14 protein-coding genes are annotated in these 19,266 nt (G+C 61.1%); 10 read left to right on the top strand and 4 right to left on the bottom strand.

The window, feature by feature from the left end; all coding sequences use genetic code 11:
• Positions 1–102: 102 nt before the first annotated feature.
• Positions 103–672: a ComF family protein gene (locus HZC36_00330; GenBank protein MBI5705418.1), complete on the top strand. Its 570-nt coding sequence runs from the start codon at positions 103–105 to the stop codon at positions 670–672.
• Positions 673–854: 182 nt separating this feature from the next.
• On the opposite strand, the gene HZC36_00325 is transcribed toward HZC36_00330, so the two are convergent.
• The 3 genes from HZC36_00325 to HZC36_00315 are packed head-to-tail and all read right to left on the bottom strand — an operon-like array spanning position 855 to position 4,575.
• Positions 855–1,979 (bottom strand): 2-C-methyl-D-erythritol 2,4-cyclodiphosphate synthase, encoded by a 1,125-nt coding sequence (locus tag HZC36_00325; GenBank protein MBI5705417.1) that lies wholly within the window; start codon positions 1,977–1,979, stop codon positions 855–857.
• A gap of 23 nt (positions 1,980–2,002) precedes the next feature.
• Positions 2,003–3,133, bottom strand: a complete 1,131-nt coding sequence (locus tag HZC36_00320; protein ID MBI5705416.1) for a hypothetical protein — start codon at positions 3,131–3,133, stop codon at positions 2,003–2,005.
• Positions 3,134–3,147: 14 nt separating this feature from the next.
• Positions 3,148–4,575 carry a transglutaminase domain-containing protein gene (locus HZC36_00315; GenBank protein MBI5705415.1) on the bottom strand — a complete coding sequence of 476 codons (1,428 nt, stop codon included), beginning with the start codon at positions 4,573–4,575 and terminating at the stop codon, positions 3,148–3,150.
• Positions 4,576–4,744: 169 nt separating this feature from the next.
• Between HZC36_00315 and topA the strand changes: the two genes are divergently transcribed.
• Entirely contained in the window at positions 4,745–7,423 is a 2,679-nt protein-coding gene (topA, locus tag HZC36_00310) for a type I DNA topoisomerase (GenBank protein MBI5705414.1), read from the top strand.
• A 312-nt stretch (positions 7,424–7,735) separates the two neighbouring features.
• Here topA and HZC36_00305 read toward each other — a convergent pair whose 3' ends face one another.
• The gene (locus tag HZC36_00305; GenBank protein MBI5705413.1) at positions 7,736–8,263 is read right to left on the bottom strand and encodes an inorganic diphosphatase; all 528 of its coding nucleotides are present in this window, start codon (positions 8,261–8,263) and stop codon (positions 7,736–7,738) included.
• A gap of 239 nt (positions 8,264–8,502) precedes the next feature.
• Between HZC36_00305 and coaD the strand changes: the two genes are divergently transcribed.
• From coaD to HZC36_00265, 8 genes are all read left to right on the top strand, one after another.
• A complete protein-coding gene (gene coaD, locus HZC36_00300) occupies positions 8,503–8,991 on the top strand; it encodes a pantetheine-phosphate adenylyltransferase (protein MBI5705412.1) in 489 nt (162 codons plus the stop codon).
• Between the two features lie 81 nt (positions 8,992–9,072).
• Positions 9,073–9,654, top strand: a complete 582-nt coding sequence (locus HZC36_00295; protein MBI5705411.1) for a hypothetical protein — start codon at positions 9,073–9,075, stop codon at positions 9,652–9,654.
• Positions 9,655–9,756: 102 nt separating this feature from the next.
• Complete coding sequence (locus HZC36_00290) at positions 9,757–13,746, top strand: discoidin domain-containing protein (GenBank protein ID MBI5705410.1); 3,990 nt, start codon at positions 9,757–9,759, stop codon at positions 13,744–13,746.
• 19 nt (positions 13,747–13,765) lie between these two features.
• Complete coding sequence (locus HZC36_00285; protein ID MBI5705409.1) at positions 13,766–14,230, top strand: dTDP-4-dehydrorhamnose 3,5-epimerase; 465 nt, start codon at positions 13,766–13,768, stop codon at positions 14,228–14,230.
• Entirely contained in the window at positions 14,227–15,249 is a 1,023-nt protein-coding gene (gene rfbB, locus HZC36_00280) for a dTDP-glucose 4,6-dehydratase (GenBank protein ID MBI5705408.1), read from the top strand. The genes HZC36_00285 and rfbB overlap by 4 nt, the downstream gene beginning before the upstream one ends.
• Complete coding sequence (rfbA, locus tag HZC36_00275) at positions 15,246–16,127, top strand: glucose-1-phosphate thymidylyltransferase RfbA (protein ID MBI5705407.1); 882 nt, start codon at positions 15,246–15,248, stop codon at positions 16,125–16,127. Before rfbB ends, rfbA begins: the two co-directional genes overlap by 4 nt.
• Before the next feature lie 277 nt (positions 16,128–16,404).
• Complete coding sequence (locus HZC36_00270; protein MBI5705406.1) at positions 16,405–17,331, top strand: NAD-dependent epimerase/dehydratase family protein; 927 nt, start codon at positions 16,405–16,407, stop codon at positions 17,329–17,331.
• A 53-nt stretch (positions 17,332–17,384) separates the two neighbouring features.
• Positions 17,385–19,031 carry a ribonuclease J gene (locus HZC36_00265; protein ID MBI5705405.1) on the top strand — a complete coding sequence of 549 codons (1,647 nt, stop codon included), beginning with the start codon at positions 17,385–17,387 and terminating at the stop codon, positions 19,029–19,031.
• Positions 19,032–19,266: the final 235 nt, after the last annotated feature.

Genomic DNA, 19,266 nt, shown 5'->3' with positions numbered 1-19,266 from the left:
ACCGGCGCATAATGGCGCATCACTAAGTTTCAGAACGCCCTTTCAAGGCTCGGCGAAGCGGGCCTGGATGCCCTTTATCCGCCCAAGTGCGGACTCTGCGGCGTGTTGGGTGGCCCGGCGATCTGCAGCGTGTGTGAAGGTGATTTCGAGCTGTTCGATGCGGACATCGCGCCTCGTACCGAAACCGAACCACTGGACGGGATGGCGAGGCTCTATCGGTATAAAGGGCGGGCCGCACAAGCGGTGCAAAGGCTGAAGTACGCGCGGTGCACCAGCTTGATCGAGCCGATGGCGCGGCGCCTGGCGGATTACGCGGAGAAGGTGGGGCTGCTCCACTACGACCTGTTTGTGCCCGTTCCCATCCACGCCTCGCGCCGGAGGTTTCGGGGCTTCAACCAGTCCGAAGCGATTGCACGCTATTTGCCCGTCGAGGGAGTTCGTCCGGGCTTGCTGGTTCGCACGCGGCCGACGATGCCGCAAACCAGTCTGAGCCACGAGGAGCGGCTGCAGAACCTGAAGGGGGCCTTTCATGCGGACCCGGCGGTGCGGGAGCAGCATGTGGTGCTTGTGGACGACGTGCTGACTTCTGGGCAGACGGCGCTCGAATGCGCGCGGGCGCTAAAGGCCGCTGGGGCGAGAGAAGTCGTGGCGCTGACGTTTTGCGGGGGGTGAGGGGGAGGCGGCTCGGACAATGCTCGCGGCGAGGAAACACAGGCGAGACGCCTGTGCTACATCCGGCTGTGATCTCTCCATACCGGCGAGACGCTTGTGCGACATCGGCTGTGGTCTTTCCATACCCGCGGGGGCGGCTGGGTTGCAGTGGGGCGCTGACGTTTTGCGGGGGGTGAGCGGGCCTAACGCCGGACGATCATCGACACCGCCATCGCGGCGATGCCTTCGCTTCGGCCCACCGCGCCGAGACGTTCATTGGTGGTCGCCTTGAGGCTCACCCGTTCAGGCTCGATCCCAAGTCCGCCGGCGATCGCTCCGCGCATGGACGGTATCGCCGGGAGCAGCTTCGGCGTCTCGGCAATAAGGGTCGCGTCCACATTGCGCACCTCCCAACGCTCTTCTGTCAAGAGGTTCGCAGCGTGACGCAAAAAGGTCATCGAAGGTTCTCCGCTCCACCGGGGGTCGGTATTGGGAAAGTGCTGGCCGATGTCGCCGAGCGCGGCTGCGCCCAGCAAGGCATCCACGATCGCGTGCAGCAGCACGTCGGCATCGGAGTGTCCATCCAGGGCCGGATGCCCCGGAAAGGCGATTCCGCCCAGCATCAGCGTTCGACTCTTGTCCTCGCTGAAGCGGTGGATGTCGTAACCAATCCCCGTGCGCGCTTCGCCTGATCCAATGAGGGCTTTTGCCCGCTCTAGGTCGGCGGGAACGGTGATCTTGAAGTTGTTCCTGTCGCCTTGCACGATTTCTGGGGTGATGCCGGCAGCTTCGGCAAGCGCCAGGTCGTCGGTCGCGTCCTCGAGAAGTTCGTGGCCCGCCCGGAACACCGCCGCCTTGAGGCCCTGAGGCGTCTGCACCGCCCGGAGTTGCCCCCGATCCAAGGTCTCGATCTGGCCCTCGCCGATTCGCTTGATCGTGTCTGTGGGCACAACACCCGGAGCGGCAGCGCCAACCCTGGCCGCTGCTTCGATCACGTCCGAAATGACTTCTGCGCTTACAAAAGGGCGAGCACCATCATGAATGAGCACAAGGTCGGCATCCGGCGGGAGCGCCTCCAGCGCGCGGCGCGAGGACTCCTTGCGCGTGGGCCCTCCGGGCACGACGAAAACCGCTTCCGGCGCCAGCTCACAGAGGTCTGCACAAGCTTCCATCGCCCCGACGATGCCCACGCCGTCCACCTCGTGATGCTTGAGGAACGTCTCGTACGACCACCGCCAGACCGGTTTCCCGCCCAGCGACATCGCCGTCTTGTCGCCGCCAAAGCGTTCACCTTTGCCCGCAATGAGGATGACGGCGACGACCTTCATGCCGGGATTGTGGCGCAAAGGGCTCAGTACTTACGCGTGCCGTTGCGACGGCGGTATCCCTCGACCTGGTTCCCTTCAGCGCCCCCGACCTCGGCGAAGATCATCTTGCCGCGTTCGGTTTGAATAACCTGGGTGACGGTGACGGTCATCGTCTCGCCGATGTGGTCGCGGCCGCTTTCGACCACGACCATGGTCCCGTCTTCCAGAAAGCCGACGGCTTGACCGGACTGGTTGCCTTCGCGCACGAGCGGCAGCGTCAGAGTCTCTTGAGGCAGAACATTGGGCTTGAGGGCAAGCGCAAGGTCGTTGATGTTGAGCACGCGGACCTGCTGAAGGCTCGCCACCCTGTTCAGGTTGAAGTCGTTGGTGACGATGTCGGCGGCCATCGCGCGCGCCAGCCGAACCAGCCTGGCGTCCACACCATCGCCAAGGTCGGGCGCGAGCTTGTCATGCACCCTGATCTCCATCGAAAAATCGGCCTGAAGGTGCCTTAGGATGTCGAGCCCGCGCTTGCCGCGCTGACGGCGCAGCGCGTCGTGGCTGTCGGCGATATACTGTAGCTCCTCCAGCACGAAACCCGGAACGTAAAGCTGCGCCTCCAAGAATCCGGTGCGCGCCAGGTCGTAAATGCGCCCGTCGATGAGCACGTTCGTGTCCAAGATCTTGACCGACTTGCGGCGGCTCTTGGCTCTGCCCTTCGACCATGGCAGGATCTCGTCCATCGACTTCAGCGCGAACACGGCGAGCCCCGAAAAGCCCATGGTCAGCCCAACCACCGCCAGAGGGATATACATCACCAGGCTGAGCGAGTTGAGCAGGAACAAGAACGGCATCGAGGCGATGAGGCCCGCGAAGATGCCCAGGAACAGGGTCAGCCTATCCCCCGTGTCGATATCGTCCCACACGTGCCCCAGCCGGGCGAAAAGCACAACGATCACGCGCGCAATCGCCGCGCCCACCGAGAGCCCGATCAGCGAGATCGCGCTGATGTTTGCAGGGTTCTGAAGGTGCCGGTAGTCCGCCTCTTTGGCGCTGGGCACCCACACCATGATCGTCTTATAGAGCCATTCGAGCATGGGCGATGCGAACCGTCCGAAGACGATCGCCCCCGCCAGCGCACACAGAAGAACAAAGAACTTCTGCCTCTTGCTCATGCCGATTGCACCATTTACTTCTTCTTAGTTTCCAACACTTCTACCTTTGCTCGGTCCAGAAAAGTGAACGAGAAGGCCGATTCGACGGTGCCATCGGCAAGCTTGATGTGTCCGGCGCCCACCTTGCCGTCCGGCCTTGTGGAGTCCACGCCGAACCAGTTAGCCCCGTCAAACGCCTCGGTCCACGCGTGGTAGTAGAAGGCGCCATCCTGGTACACCAGCCCACTCACCAATTTAGTAGGAATACCAGCCGCCCGCAGGAGCGTAGCCGTTAGGATCGCATAGTCCCGGCAGACGCCCTCCTTGGTCTGAAGCACCTCAGAGGCATCACGGAGGAGCCCAATTCCCGCATTCGGGGTCATGCTTTGGGTCACGTACTTTCGTATCTTCTCGGCGGCTTCGGCCACCTTTTCGCTACCCTGCACCAAGTCTTCAGATAGCCTCACGAACGTGTCGCTTCCGCTCGGAACGTTATAGCCCGGCGCCACCCACTTTGGCTGGGCCGCGCGAGCGGCCGCGATCGTTCCCGCGGGATCCGGACTGACCGCGTGGGTGACGACTCTCCAACTGTTCCCCGCTCTTGAAACCGTCTGATGGCCGTCGGAGGGGAGCTTTTCGAGGTTGGCGCCTGAAACTTGCAGGGTGATCGAGCTGAGACTGGACACCTCGGGCAGCGGCTTCTTGAGTTCCAGGCGTGAGAGCACCGCCAGGTCCATGATGCCTTCACCCACCGACTTGCGGAGCGCCTCGGCCTTGGACAAGGGGACCATCTCCATGCCCATCGGCATCTCCGCCTTGATCAGGTCTCCTTTGGAGCTGACGAATACCTTGGACAGAAGCTGCCGGGTGGTGACCTCGATCAAAGTGGACTTGAAGGTGATGCCCTTGACGGTGACCTTGGCGGGCCCGGCGAGCCGCACGACGCTCCGTTCCAGGCTTGCCGTCGAGGGGTCAAAAGAGTAGAACACCTTCTGGACGCCTGGCTTTGCCTTGCCGTCCAGAAGCGCCACGACCGGGTCGTCCACATAGCGGCCGTCTTTGGGGATTGAAAGGGTCTTTTTGGACTTTGTGCCTGTGTTGTCGATCGTCACAGAGATCTCGGAGCCGCGAAACGTGGCGTCGATCTTCTGCTCGCGGCCCGCGCTGGCCATCTTGGCCTGCACTTTGAGCGGCGCCCCGTTCAGGCTGCTCCAACTGATCGTGTCCTGATTGATCGTGAGCCCCTGGCCGAGCAGAGCGAGATCAATCCGCGTGTTCGACTCCGACCGGACCGCAGGCTTGCCCTCAAACTTGACGTTGATCGTCGTGCTTTTTACGTAGCCCACCTTGGAGCCCTGAATGAAAATCCCCAAGTAGGATTCGTCTCCGCGCGCGATCGCACTGACGAGCAGCAGCAGGAAAAGCGTTCCTCGACGGACCTGTTGGGGCGATGGAGTTGTCACGATGCCTTTAGTCTGACGCGTTTTGCGCCGAAGCCATTATCGTCAGCCGAAAAAGGCCCATGGTTGACAGGCGGTTAGCCCCACCGGTAGGATGGCAGACGCTCTTCGCCGTGCCCAAAGCCTGGGAACCAAACCGCCGAATTGCTCGTCCCGTTTCCAAAAGGAGTCCATGGCAAAGAAACTGGTAATCGTCGAATCCCCCGCCAAGGCGAAAACCATTCGCCAATTCCTTGGATCCGACTATCAAGTGGAGGCGAGCATTGGACATATCCGCGACTTACCGGCTAACCGCAAGGGAATGCCTGAAGAGCACAAGAAGAAGTGGTGGGCTGACTATGCCGTGGACGTGGACAACGGCTTTCTTCCGTTTTACGAGGTCTCGCCGGAGAAGAAGCACACCGTTGAAAACCTCAAGAAGGCCATGAAGGGCGCCGACGAGCTCGTGCTCGCAACGGACGAAGACCGTGAGGGGGAGAGCATTTCCTGGCACCTCCTCGAGGTTTTGAAACCTGCCAAGGGCGTTTCCGTCAAAAGAATCGCGTTTCATGAAATCACCAAGTCAGCGATCTTAGAAGCTTTACGCAATCCCCGCACCATCGACAGCCAACTCGTCGAGGCTCAGGAAGCCCGGCGCGTGCTCGACCGGCTGTATGGCTACACGCTTTCGCCGGTTCTTTGGTCTAAGGTCGCCAAGGACCTCAGCGCTGGGCGCGTTCAGAGTCCGGCGGTCAAGCTCGTGGTCGAGCGAGCCAAGCAACGCCGCGACTTCAGAACGTCCGCCTATTGCGATCTGAAAGCTGGGCTCAAGGCTCCAAAGGGTGAGTTTGCCGCCACGCTGAAGACGATCGAAGGCCGAAAAGTCGCGGGATCCGGAGATTTCGACCCGAAGACCGGCTTGCCGGCTTCTGAAAAACACCACTGGCTCCAAGACGCCGAAGCCCGCTCGATGGCGGAGGCCGGCAAGAGCGCCAAGCCCTGGACCGTGCTCGATCTGCAGTCGAACCCCGGACAAGAGCGGCCTCCCGCGCCGTTCCGCACGACCACCCTCCAGCAGGACGCCAACTCGAAATTCAGCTTCTCGGCGGAGCGCACCATGCGCATCGCCCAGGACCTCTATGAGGGCGTGGAGATCGGGGGCAGCCTGGTCGGCCTCATCACTTACATGCGCACCGACTCGCTGCACCTCGCCGATTCCTCGATACGCCAGGCGCGCGCGGTGATCGAAGAGCGGTTCGGCAAGGAGCACGTGCCCGCCAAACCCAACACGTACGCTTCCAAGGTCGCCAACGCGCAAGAGGCGCACGAGGCCATCCGTCCCACCGACTTCGAGCGCTCGCCAGAAAGCATCCGGCGCGACCTGTTGAAGCTGAGCGAGGCGCATTTCAAGCTCTACGACCTGATCTATAAGCGCGCCCTCGCCAGCCAGATGAAGCCCGCGCAAGTGTTGCGCTCCAGCGTGGACGTGGGGGTGCGTATCGACGCCAAGGACGTGGTTTTCACGGCGAGCGGCAAGACCATCACCTTCCCGGGTTATCTGCTCGCCTACGTGGCAGATCACGATGACGCCGAAGCCGAACTTGAGGGCAAGGAGAAAGTGCTCCCTGAAATGCGGGTGGGCCAGGCCCTAGACCTCGCCAGCCTGGAAGTCCTCTCCAAAGCCACCAAGCCGCCCCCACGCTACACCGACGCCTCGCTCATCAAAGCACTCGAAGAACTGGGCATCGGCCGACCGAGCACCTATGCCTCGATCTTGAGCGTGATCGAGGATAGGGGCTACGTCCGCCGGGAAAAGCGCGAGCTCATCGCAACCTGGCTGGCATTCCTTACGATGGACGTTCTTGAATCGAACTTCGCCGAGTTCATGGACCTGAAGTTCACCGCCAACATGGACGACGAGCTCGATCAGATCGCCAACGGCAAAGAGGACTCGAAGGCTTATCTAAAGCGGTTCTTCCTCGGCGCGAACGGTTTTCCCGGTTTGCGGCCCGCGGTACAAGAGCGCAAGGCGACGATCCCCTATCCCGCGATCCCGATGGGCGCGGACCCCGAGTCGGGGCGGCCGATCGTGGTGAAGGTCAACCAACGCGGCAAACCGTACTTGCAGCTTGGCGAGGCCGAGGACCGCAAGTTTGCCAATATACCGGACGATCTGGACCCCGCCGATCTGACCCTCGAGAAAGCGTTGGAGCTCCTGAATGCGGGGGCGGAGCAGCTTGAGAGCGTTGGCACGCACCCAGACTCGGGCAGAAACCTCCTCCTTCGCAACCGAAACGGTTTCTATCTTGAGGTGGAACGGACGGCAGAGGAGATTGCCGCCAAGGTCAAGCCGACGTGGGTGGCGCTTCCGCAAGGGGTCGATCCCAAGGACCTCTCCCAGGAGGATCTGGATGAGCTTTGCAGACTGCCGAAGGCGCTGGGCACGAACCCGGATACGGGCGAGGAGATCGTGTTCCGCCTGGGCAAGTATGGCCCGTACATCCAGTCGGGCAAGGAGATTCGCAACGTCGCCGATTGGCGGGAGGGCATCGCGATGTCGGTCCCTATGGCAATGGAACTCCTTTCGGTGAGCAAGATCCAGGCCTCGCGGAACGGCCAATCCAAGGAGCCGCTCAAGGTGTTTGAGGGTGTGTCTGGGTTTACGGCGCCGATCAAGCTGATGGCGGGGCGATTTGGGCCCTATGTGACCGACGGCGAGACGAACGCCACGCTTCCCAAGGGCACCGACGCTACGACGCTGACTGCGGAGTTCGCAGCCGGCTTGATCGTGAAGAAACGCGAAGCCGGACCTGCGCCAAAGAGGGGCAAGTTCAAGCGATTTGGGAAGAAGCCTGGCAAGAGCAGGCGATAGTTTGCGTTGCGGAGCGCTGATGCCTCCAACCCTCAACGGCTAAGTGAGCTTCGACCCCACAGGCGACTGTGGGTTTCCCCCCCGCAAGGGGTCAGAAAGAAAAGACCCCGGGCGCGCCCCGCGCGCCCGGGGTTGGCCGTCACTCTAGTCTACGCACCCCGAAGGGGGTGCCACAACCCCCGCGATTTCCTTCTCAACAGTCCAGTCCAGAGTCAGGGTTTGGGACCCCTCAATTCCATGCTCAAAGCCTCCACCCTGAAGGGGGGGAGGCATCAGCCGCGAAGTCTTCGAGAAAGGCCGGGGGTCAAGCGACTAGTGTGGCGATCTCCGCTCCCGGTCCGTTCGGAACTTGTTGATCAGTTCCACGGCTACCGGCGCGTCGTGCCAGCCGACCACTTCCACCGTTTTCTCCTCCAGCACCTTGTAGACCTCGAAGAAGTGGATGATCTCGCTCTTCGTGTGAACCTGGATGTCGTTCAAGGACTTGCGCTGGGAGAACCGTGGGTCTTTGGTGGAAACGCACAGCAGCTTCTCGTCCGGACCCTTCTCATCGCGCATCTCCAGCACGCCGATCGCCTTGGCCTCGACCACGCAGCCGGGAAAAGTGGGGTGCGAGATCATGACGAGCACGTCGATCGGGTCCCCGTCGAGGTACTTGGTCTGCGGGATGAACCCGTAATCGAAGGGGTCGTAGAGCGGCGAATAGAGCACCCGGTCCAGCCGAAAAGCGTTCAGCTCCGGGTCGAACTCATACTTGTTGGTGCTCCCTTTCGGAATCTCAATCACGGTGTTGAACACGTGCGGCGCCTTCTCGCCGATAGGAATTTGGTCAAACGACATCGCCCCAGAGGATACCGGAGGGGAGGGGGGGTGAAGCGATGAAGAGATGAGGGGATGAGGGGATGAGGAGATGATGGGTGTGATTCTCGCTGATCCGTGAAGCTGCCTCGATGGGCTTGGTGAGAGCGAGTCTTCCCTAGCTTCTGACGCAGTCTTACGCGGAAAAGGCAGATCCCCTCATCTCTTCATCTCCTTACCTCATCATCCCATCATCTCCCCATCCCGGTATCCTCGTCGGGATGAGGCGATTGGCGGTCTATCCCGGTTCGTTCGACCCTGCCACCCTGGGGCATCTGGACGTGATCGAGCGCGCAGCAAGGCTTTTCGATGAGGTGGTGGTCGCCGTCGGCGTGAACACTTCCAAGGACCCCTTGCTCACGACCGAGCAGAGGATGGAAGCGCTCAGGCGCTGCACCGAGGGCCTTGAGAACGTGAGCGTGGAGTCCTTTCAGGGACTGCTGGTGCATTACGCCAAACAGCGCGGCGCGCATGCCCTCATTCGCGGGCTTCGTGCCACTGCGGACTTCGAATATGAATTTCAGATGGCGATGGTCAACCGCCGTTTGGAAAGCGAGTTGGAGACGGTTTTTTTGATGACCAAATGGGAGCACTCCTACTTGTCCAGCAGCATCGTGCGCGAAGTGGCGCTTCTGGGTGGCGACTATTCGGAGCTGGTGCCGCCACCAGTGGCGCGGATCGTCGGCGAGGCGCTGGCAGGCAGGAATTAGGCGCCTATGGGGCCCTGTGGATAACTGAAAAGCCGGGCACCATCGTAAAACACCTCGCGTACCATTCACAATAGAGCACGAATGGTGGACCCGATCATGGCGCAAAACAACGATATCCTCCGGATGTTGCAGGAGCTTCACGATCAGATCGTGGACGAGCCTCGCTACTTCGGCAAGCTGGCGTACGGCTTGAACAGGGATGAACTCTCGATTCAGATCGCCAAGATCCGCGCGTCCCTCCCCAACGAACTCAAAGAAGCCAGCGCCAAAGTGCGTGAATCCGAGCGCATCGTGGACAGCGCCAAGACTGACGCGAGCGCCACCGTTGAAGCGGCCCGGCGCGAGGGCGAGCGCTTCTTGGCCGAAGCAAAGCGTGAAGCTGAGCGACTGATCGAGCAAGGCAAGCTGCAGCAAGAGCGGCTGGTTTCAGAAAGCGAGGTCCTCAAGCTGGCGAAAGCCCAGGCCGAAGAGATTCGCAACAGCGCCGAGCGCGATGGCAACACCATTCGGCGCGGCGCGGAGAGCTACGCACACGACGTGCTCTTGCAGCTCGAAGGCGTGGTCGGCAAGGCGATGGGCGTTGTTGAGCGGGGCCGCCAAGAGCTGGAAAGGCCGAATGAGAGCCTCGTGTCGACTCCCGTCCGCGAGCGCGTTCGGGTTTAGCCCAGCGCCTCCAATCCATCTGAGTCGTCATTGGCGAAAGGACTTTGCGCCCCTTTGCGCTAACTAAGTGGGAGGTGCCCATCACATGACGGGTGTTGAGCCATGCTCCAATTCCTCCTTCCTCTCGTCCTTGCGGGGGCGATCGGCGTGAGCCAGAACGCCGCGCCAAAGAATCTCGCTCTTTCTGCCAAGGCCTCGGCGTTCGAGTTCTATGGCGATTATCGCCCGGAGCGGGCCAACGACGGCAATCCGAACACCCGCTGGTCCGGGATCCCCGGGCACAACGTGGGCGCCTGGTATCAGCTCGATTGGCCCACGGCGGTCAAGGTGGCTGAAGTGGTGGTGCACCAGTACGGCACCTACACCGAGGAACTGGACGTTCAGGTTTGGGATGACGCCAAGGGCGACTGGCGGACGCTGCAGCATTTTGGCGAGAAGGGCCAACGCCTTCGAGGGATCGTGATCTGCCGGTTTGAGCCGGTGATGACGCCCAAGGTGCGCCTCGGCAACATCACCAACGGCCCCACGTTCCGCGAAGTCGAGGTGTATTCCGAACCCTATGCCGCCGGAAAGCCCGAGATTCACGCCGCCAGCGACTTGCAGGGGAACATCGTCGGGATCGTGACGGACGGGTGGGGAGCGGAGCCGCACTTGGGGAGTGTGGAGGTGCGGATGGTCGGTAGGGTGGAGGTGCGCAAGACTGTCCAAACGGACTCCAATGGGATGTTCTCCGTTCCCATGCCGGTTGGAATGAAGGGCAAGGTGAAATTCAATTTCACACCTGTAGCCGCAGATCTTCAGCCTGCGTCCGGAAGCTCCGTAGCCGCCGGTTCCGTGCCGGCGTCCAAAGGGTTTGCGCCCGTAGCCGCCGGTCTTCAGCCTGCGTCCGGAAGCTCCGTAGCCGCCGGTTCCGTGCCGGCGTCCAAAGGGTTTGCGCCCGTAGCCGCAGATCTTCAGCCTGCGTCCGGGGGCTCGGTAGCCGCCGGTTCCGTGCCGGCGTCCAAAGGGTTTGCGCCCGTAGCCGCCGGTTCCGTGCCGGCGCAGTCGGCTACGGCCGAAATCGACGCCGCCAACTTCCAATACGGCCTGACCGAACTTGGCTACAAGCCCAAGGTGACCCTGCTCGATGGAACCTGGAAGTTCATGGGCGACCCACCCAAGGGCTTTGAGAAACCAGGATTCGACGACTCCAAGTGGAAAGACATCCAGGTGCCGGCACATTGGGAGATGGAAGGGTTTGTGGTCAGGTCGGGACACGGGGGCTACCGGGTCAGGTTTCAGGCTCCCAACTCCCCCTCTCCCGGTTCGCAAGGCTCACCGACCTCTCCCTTCCCGACAAGTCAGAAATCGGAAGCAAGGGGGGAGGTGAAAATGCGCACCAAAATCCGCTTCGAGGGCGTGTACTCCGGCTGCGAGGTGTACTGCAATGGGGTCCTCGTTGCAAGGCATATTGGCGGTGCGACGCCCTTTGAAGCTGACTTAACCGACGCTCTCAAGCCCGGTGAAAACGTGCTGGCGCTGGACGTTCAGGAGCACACGGTCGCCAGCGACCACCTGGACAAGATGTCCATCTACGCCTACTTCCATCTGGCGGGAATTTGGAGAAGCGTGAAGCTGTTCCAGGTGCCTGAGGTGCATATTCGGGATTTTGAGTGGAGGGTTGAGGATTGGGGTGAGAAGAGGGCGTTCGTCAATGTCGACATAGCGAACGAATCTTCAAGAGAAGTCACATGTTTGTTGGAGCATGAGCTCACAGACATGAAGGGTGAGCAGCTTGCATTGACCCCAGGATTGGGAGACAGGGGCATGGTCTTCACTCCGGGGCTATCAATTGATGCACTCAGCTGCCAGCGCAAAAACCTTCGTGCAGCCGTCCGGAACCCGAAGCTCTGGACCGCAGAGACCCCCAACCTCTACAACCTCAAGCTCACCCTCAAAGACGACAAGGGCAAAGTCCTCCAGACCGTAACCCAACGCGTAGGCTTCCGCCAAACCGAGGTCAAGGGCACCGAGATCCTCATCAACGGCACTCCGGTCAAGTTTCGCGGCACTTGCCACCACGACCAGCACCCTTTGAAGGGCCGGGCCGTCAGCGAGGCCGACACGCGCCGCGATCTTGAGATGATGAAGGAGGCGAATCTGAACGCCGTCCGCACCAGCCACTATCCGCCGCATCCCAGCCTGCCCGAGATCGCCGACGAACTGGGGCTGTACGTCGAAGATGAAGCGCCGTTCTGCTGGGCCGATGCCTCCGACGACCTTCGCAACGCCCCCCTCATTCTCCAGCACACGGCCGAGCTGATCGCCCGCGACCGCAACCACGCGAGCGTTGCGTGGTGGTCGATGGCCAATGAGAGTGGCTATGGATGGGGGTTTTGGCGCGCGCTCGAATGGGCCAAGAAGGCCGACCCCTCACGTCCGGCATCCGCCGCCACCAGCGCCCAGCCCGGCGACGAGGTGGGCCGCAGCACTGCCAAACTCGACATCTACACCTTGCACAACCCGCTCGCTCTCAGCCGAATCCAGGATGCCGAGGGCAAGATGAAGGCCCCCCTGATCTTCGATGAGAGCTTGTGCATCTTCCAGGGCATCTGGAACGACGTGGCCGAAATGTGGGTGGACCCGGGGATTCGGGACTACTACGTCGAGCCCTACAAAGAGGTCATGGCGGCGTTCGAGAAGAGCAAGGTCACCCAGGGAAGCTTCATCTGGGCCTGGTCCGACGACCTTTTCTGCGTGCCCAATCGAGGCCTGGAATACGGCCGTGAGGCGACAAGGTCGCACTTTGTGGAGCCCCTCTACAGCTTCAAGGATCGAGGGATCGTTGGCGATGCGCCTTGGGGTGTCGTCGACGGTTGGAGAAGCCCCAAGCCAGAGACCTGGCACATCCGAATGCTCTACGAACCGACGAAGATCCTGGGAGTGGAGCGCGTTGCGTTTGAGGGGACGGAGCAGAACCTGGCGCTTCGGATCAGGAATGATAACGACTTTCTGACCATCCAGGGCGCCGTGTATCACCTACAGTCCAACAAGCTATCCCAGGGATTCCGGATTGGCGTTGGGGCGATTCCACCTAGGTCCGAAGGGCTCATCGTGTTCCCTCGCTCGGGCGACCTCCAAGATTCAGACAAGTGGTCGATCACACCGCAGGTATCCCGCTCAAAGTGGACCGATTACTCGGTACCCAACGCCGTCGCTTGGGGACCAAAGAGCAGCGAAGAACCTACCGCCAAACCGATCCTCTCAGGCCCTTTGTCGATCTTCGAGTCCGGTGATCTTGGCGGCAACACCGTGACCCTTTCCGGCGAACGGTTTGAGATCGCGTTCAGCCGGGATGTCGGACTGCTACGCCGCTGCACGCTCAACGGCTCTCCGTTCTTGACCGAACTCCCCTTGCTGCATTTGCTTCCGACTGGCGCTCCCCTAAAGCCGATGCCGGCACAGGAGACCTGGAAGTTCAAGGGAATCGCAGTGACCAAGAACGAACGCAACGTCAAAGTTCACGTCGCTGGCAGCTACGATGCTTTCGAGGGGTCCTACGACTACCTGATCACCCCAGAAGGAGAGATCACTTGCCAGTCTGAGTTCACCTACCAAGGAGAGGATCGTTGGTTTCGCGAGATAGGGCAGCGATTCTCCGTGCGGCTTCAGGACACGATGATCCGGTGGAAGCGAGACGCAGAGTGGGACATTTACCCCTCTAACCACATTGGGAGGGCAACTGGCGACGCCAGTTCGTTGTCGCAGTCGATCTACCCCATGGACAAGAGAGAAGGCAGAGACCCGGAGGTCGGCGCTGGAGGTATGTCTGCCCACAACGCGTATGGTCTAGTGGATTTTCGAAGCACGAAGAGGCACATCCGGTGGGCGAAGGTCTGGTCGTTCGATATGGGTGGTGCCGAGATCCTTTCGGACGGCTCGCAACACCTGCGCGCGATGGTGGAGACCGACCGCATCTCCGTCCATGTCAACGATTTCTACGGCGGCACCGGCGCTGGGCTCTGGGAGTGGGAGCTGAACTACGGAAAGGGAAGGTTGCTGAAGAAGGGGGACAAGGTCCATTCAACTCTGAAGCTGAGGTTGGTGCCCTAGGTACACTTTGCGTTCAGACATGGATGTCCAAAAGCCGATGCCGGGCGTGATCGTCAAGCCGTTAGGGCAATACAGGGATGCTCGCGGCGTGCTGACGGAGCTCTTTCGCGACGATGAGCTTCCGGAAGGCTTTCGTCCGGCCATGAGCTATCTCAGCGTCACACACCCTGGAATCGCGCGAGGTCCCCATGAGCACGTGGACCAAACCGACGGCTTCGCCTTCATCGACGGGGCCTACGAGCTCTATCTTTGGGAAAATCGCCCTGGAAAAGGCGACGCTTTCATCCGATTGAGTGTTGGAAAGGACAATCCTGTGCTCGTGCTCGTTCCTCCAGGCGTCGTCCATGCCTACAAGAATGTAGGCGAGGCAGACGCTTTCGTGCTGAACTTCCCCGACCGCCTCTATGCAGGCTGGGGAAAGAAGGAGCCTGTGGACGAAATCCGGCACGAGGGAGACCCGGATTCCAAGTTCAAGCTGCCATGAAATTGCTCGTCACCGGCGCGGCCGGGTTCATCGGTTCTCATTTCGTGCGCTTGGCCCTGCGTGAGCTCCCAAGCGCAGAGATCATAGTGCTCGACGCCCTGACCTATGCGGGAAACCTCTCCACCATCGACGACTTTCGGGGCAGCATCTCTTTCGTCGAGGGGAAGATCCAGGACGCAGCGCTCATCGATCAGGTCTTTGGGAACCGCGGCATCACCCATATCGTCAATTTCGCCGCAGAGAGCCACAACGATCGGTCTATCCTCGAAGCTGGAAGTTTTATACAAACTGACGTTCTCGGCGTTTACACTTTGCTTGAGGCGGTCAAAAAGCACGGCGTCGAAAAGCTGGTCCACGTGAGCACAGACGAGGTGTATGGATCGATTCTTGAGGGCGAGTTCACCGAGCAGAGCCCCATCCAGCCGAACACCCCTTACAGCGCCAGCAAGGCCGGGGGCGACCTTCAGGTGCGGGCGCACGTCAAGGCTTTCGGCACCCCTGCTGTCGTGACCCGCGGCGGCAACACCTACGGGCCATTCCAATTCCCTGAAAAGCTCATTTCGTTCTTCGCCGTGCGCCTGATCGACGGCAAGAAGGTGCCGCTGTATGGGGAAGGCGACCAGGTTCGCGAGTGGATCCATGCCGAGGACCATGCGGCGGGCGTTCTGACCGCTTTGCTCAAGGGACAAGCTGGAGAGGTTTACAATATCGGCGATGTGAACGAGCGGACCAACCTGGAGATCGTGAGGGTTCTGCTCGAAGAGACCGGTCGCGACGAGAGCCTCGTGAAGAAGATTCCCGACCCGCGCAAGGGGGCCCACGACCAGCGCTATTCGATGAGCGCCAAGAAGCTCCAGGGCCTCGGGTGGTCGCCCAAAAAGCCGTTTGAGCAGAGCCTGCGCGAAACCGTGCGTTGGTACAAAGAGCGGCAGGACTGGTGGCGGCCGCTTACGGCGCGCGAAGAGTGTCAGGACTTCATCCGGCGGTTCTATGGGCCCAGCCTCGGGGAGGACTTGTGATCGATCGCGGAATCATCCTGGCGGGCGGTACCGGCAGCAGGCTCTGGCCTGCAACGCTGGCTGTGAGCAAACAACTGGTCCCAATCTATAACAAACCCATGATCTACTACCCGCTGAGCACCTTGATGCTCGCGGGGATCCGAAAGGTCCTGGTGATCACCACGCCTGCCGACCAGCCGGCCTTTGAAAAGCTCCTCGGCGATGGCTCGGCTTGGGGAATGGAAATCGAGTACACCGTCCAGCCCAGCCCCGACGGGCTCGCCCAAGCAATGATTCTCGCTGAGCCGTTCATGTCGGGCCAGGGGGCCGCCCTGATCTTGGGAGACAACATCTTCTACGGCCACGGCCTTTCCGAGCTGCTTCAAAGGGCGAAAGGCCAGGAGAGCGGCGCTTGCGTGTTCGCTTACCCGGTCGAGAACCCCGGCGACTATGGCGTGGTCGAGATGAGAGAGGGTGTCGCGTTGAGCCTGGAGGAAAAGCCCAAGGAACCACGGTCAAAACTTGCTATAACGGGTCTGTACTTCTATGATTCGACGGCGTGTGAGCGGGCCAGATCGCTGAAGCCGTCGGCCCGGGGAGAACTCGAGATAACGGACCTGAACCGCCTGTACCTCAAGGACGGCAAGCTCCGGGTCGAGGTGATGGGCCGCGGCTACGCGTGGCTCGATACGGGGACTCACGCATCGATGCTTCAGGCTTCGACCTTCATCGAGGCCATCGAGCAGCGACAGGGCCTGTTGGTGGCATGTCCGGAGGAGATCGCCTTCCGAAACGGGTGGATCGACGCGGGCCGGCTTTCGGCCATCGCCGAAAGCATGCGCAAGAACGACTACGGGCGCTATCTGCATTCCATCTGCAATGGGGACGTGTTCGCCTAGCCTTCGATATTTACCGTTTTTTGGGAGAATAGTGGGTTGATTGGAGCGTGTGGAACAGCGGAATGGCCAGGATTGGTCAAAGGGTGAGGTATCGTTATCATGCTTCGTAAATCAGCGGTTATATCAGGCCTCAAGTACGATTCGAGGCATAGAGGGCAGCACGTTTGATCCGGCTTAGGACACCCCGGCCATTCCGAGTGTCGCTTCGAAGCAAAGGCTTGTTGGAGACTGGCGCCACGTTGGCGTCGCCCGGCGAGGTGAGGCCAGGTATGGAGCAATGGCGCAAGTTTTAGTTACTGGCGGAGCCGGTTTCATCGGCAGCCACCTTACAGAGGCACTCGTTGCGGAGGGCCACCAGGTTCGGGTTCTCGACGATCTTTCAGCAGGCAAGCTCGAGAACTTGAGCGCAGTTCAGGGCAAGTTCGTGTTCGAGCGGGGGTCGGTGACCAACGAGTCGATCGTCGATTCAATGGCCCAAGGCTGTGAGGCCGTGTTTCATTTGGCGGCGGTGGTGAGCGTGCAGAAGTCCATCGTCGAACCCATTGCGACCCATAACGTCAACTCGCTAGGCACTTTGGTCGCACTGGAGGCGTCCAAGAAGGCCGGCGCGAGGTTCATCTTCAGCTCTTCGGCGGCGGTGTATGGCGACGTGATGACCATGCCGATCCGCGAGGACGCCAAGCTGAACCCGATCTCGAACTACGGCGCGCAGAAGCTCTATGGCGAGCATCTGCTTTCCGCGGCTAGCGGCAACGGGGCACAGGGCATTTCCCTGCGGTATTTCAACGTCTATGGCCCGCGCCAAGACCCGAGCAGCCCCTATTCCGGGGTCATCAGCATTTTTGCCGAACGGGCGATGGCCGGCCAGCCCCTGGTCATCTACGGCGACGGCAAGCAGACCCGCGACTTCGTCCACGTCTCCGACGTCGTGCGCGCCAACCTGGCGGCAATGAAGGCCAAGACGGCGAAAGGCGACGCGGTCAATGTCGGCACGGGCATGGCGACCAACCTCCTACAACTCGCGCAGATCGCCTTTCGTGCGGCAGGCCGCATCGCCACGCTTCGTCACGAACCTGCCCGACAAGGCGACATCCGCCGTTCCTATTGCGACCCGAGTTTGGCTCGCCAGATGCTCGGCTTTTCGGCGCTGGTGGCGCTGGATAAGGGTCTGGCCGACTTGGTGCGATATAACGCCGGCATGTAAAGCGGGCCAGCGGCGCGAGTCCAAACCGGCAGGCTCCAGGTACCCTGCGGCCCGTGGCAAAGGTAGAGATCATTCCCCTCGGCGGCGTTGGGGAAATCGGCAAGAACTGTACGGCGATCCGCGAGGGCGATGACATCATCGTGGTGGACGTGGGCCTCTCCTTCCCGACCGAGGAGATGCCGGGCGTCGATATCGTCATCCCGGATTTCACCTATCTGATCGAGAACCAGGACAAGGTGCGGGGAATCTTCCTAACTCACGGCCACGAGGACCACATCGGCGCACTCTCTTATCTGTTGCCGAACCTGAAGGCGCCAGTCTACGGGACGGAGCTCACGTTGGCGCTCGCCAACGCCAAGCTGGAGGAGGAGCTTCCCAAGAAGTCCTACAGCCTGAAGGAAATGAAGTTTGGCGAGCCGGTGAAGGCCGGGGCGCTCAGCGTCGAGGCCATCCGCGTAACCCACTCCATTCCCGAGTGCGCTTCTTTTGCCATTCGCACCTCGCACGGGATTGTGCTGTTGACCGGCGACTTCAAGCTGGATTTCAGCCCCGTGGACGGCAAGCTCTCGAACATCGCACGGTTCGGCGAGCTTGGCAAGGAGGGTGTCGTCGTGCTGCTCAGCGACTCGACGAACGTCGAGCGTCCCGGTTGGGGACCCAGCGAGCGGAGGGTGGCTGAGGGGCTTCGAAAGGTCTTCATGGAGGCGCCGGGAAGGGTGCTGCTCACCACATTCGCCTCGAACATCCACCGGATGCAGCAGGTCTACGACGTGGCCGCCGAAACAGGGCGGAAGGTGATGGTGGTCGGGCGGCGCATGGAGCGCAACGTCGATCTTTGCTCGAACCTGGGGTATCTGAGCATTCCCAAAGGCGTGCGGATCAAGCTGGAAGACAAAGAGGCCTATCCTCCCGAGAAGCTCGTTGTGCTCACCACCGGCACCCAGGGCGAGCCGATGTCGGCACTCGTGCAGATGTCCAAAGGCGAATATGGGCGCTTGCAGATTCATGAAGGCGACACCGTCATCTACTCGGCGCGGCCGATTCCTGGGAACGAGGCGTCCGTTTGGCGTACGATCAACCGACTCTTTCGGCTTGGTGCAAAGGTCATCTACGAAAGCGATTCACCGGTCCATGTGAGCGGCCACGCTTATCAGGAAGAGCTGAAGATGATGATCAACCTGGTGCGGCCGTTCTATCTGGCGCCCGTTCACGGCGAGGCCCGCCACCAGCACCTCTATCTCGAGATGGCGAAGGAGATGGGGTATCCCGAGCATCGGCTCTTCATGATGGAGGACGGCCGTCCGCTGACCATCGACGAAACCGAAGCGGTCTTGGGCGACCAGGTTCCCTGCGGGCGCGTGCTCGTGGACCGGAGCGGGACACCAGGAATCAGCGACGACGTGCTTCGCGACCGCACGAACCTCAGCAAGGACGGTCTGGTGGCGGTGACGATCGTGGTGGACCCCGAAGTGGGAGATATCGTCGGTGAGCCGATGCTGCAGACGAAAGGGTTCCACGGTCCCGAGGGGCTTCTTGAGGAAGTGACGGTGGCTCTCGCAGAAGCGCTGCGGAGGCTTGGCCCGGAGGATGTCGGCGACGCCGACGTGCTTAGGCACCAGGTGGCGGACCTGACCCGGCGCCTCATCTTCAAGAAGGCCAACCTTCGCCCCCTGGTGCTTCCAACTGTTGTGGAGGTCTGAGGTAGAAGTCTGGGCCCCTCCCTTGTTTTTCGCTCTGGCGGAAAATGAGGGAGGGGTTGGGGAGGGAGACAGACAACCTCGCCCCTTGTGGGAGGGGTCGGTGCCTGCCCCGGTTCCGTCGGGGAGCAAAGCGAATCGAGGATCCCGCGCCTTACGGGACCGGGTGAGGGGGGCCGAAGTTCTTAGGTCCGTCGGTTCGTAGGCCTAAGTGGCCCCAAAATCAGGGTTACAATAG

The sequence above is a fragment of the Armatimonadota bacterium genome, assembly GCA_016223145.1.
In the GTDB taxonomy this organism is placed as follows: Bacteria; Armatimonadota; Fimbriimonadia; order Fimbriimonadales; family Fimbriimonadaceae; genus Nitrosymbiomonas.
The sequence above is the reverse complement of the archived record's forward strand: the minus strand, read 5'-3'. Positions and strand labels throughout refer to the sequence as shown.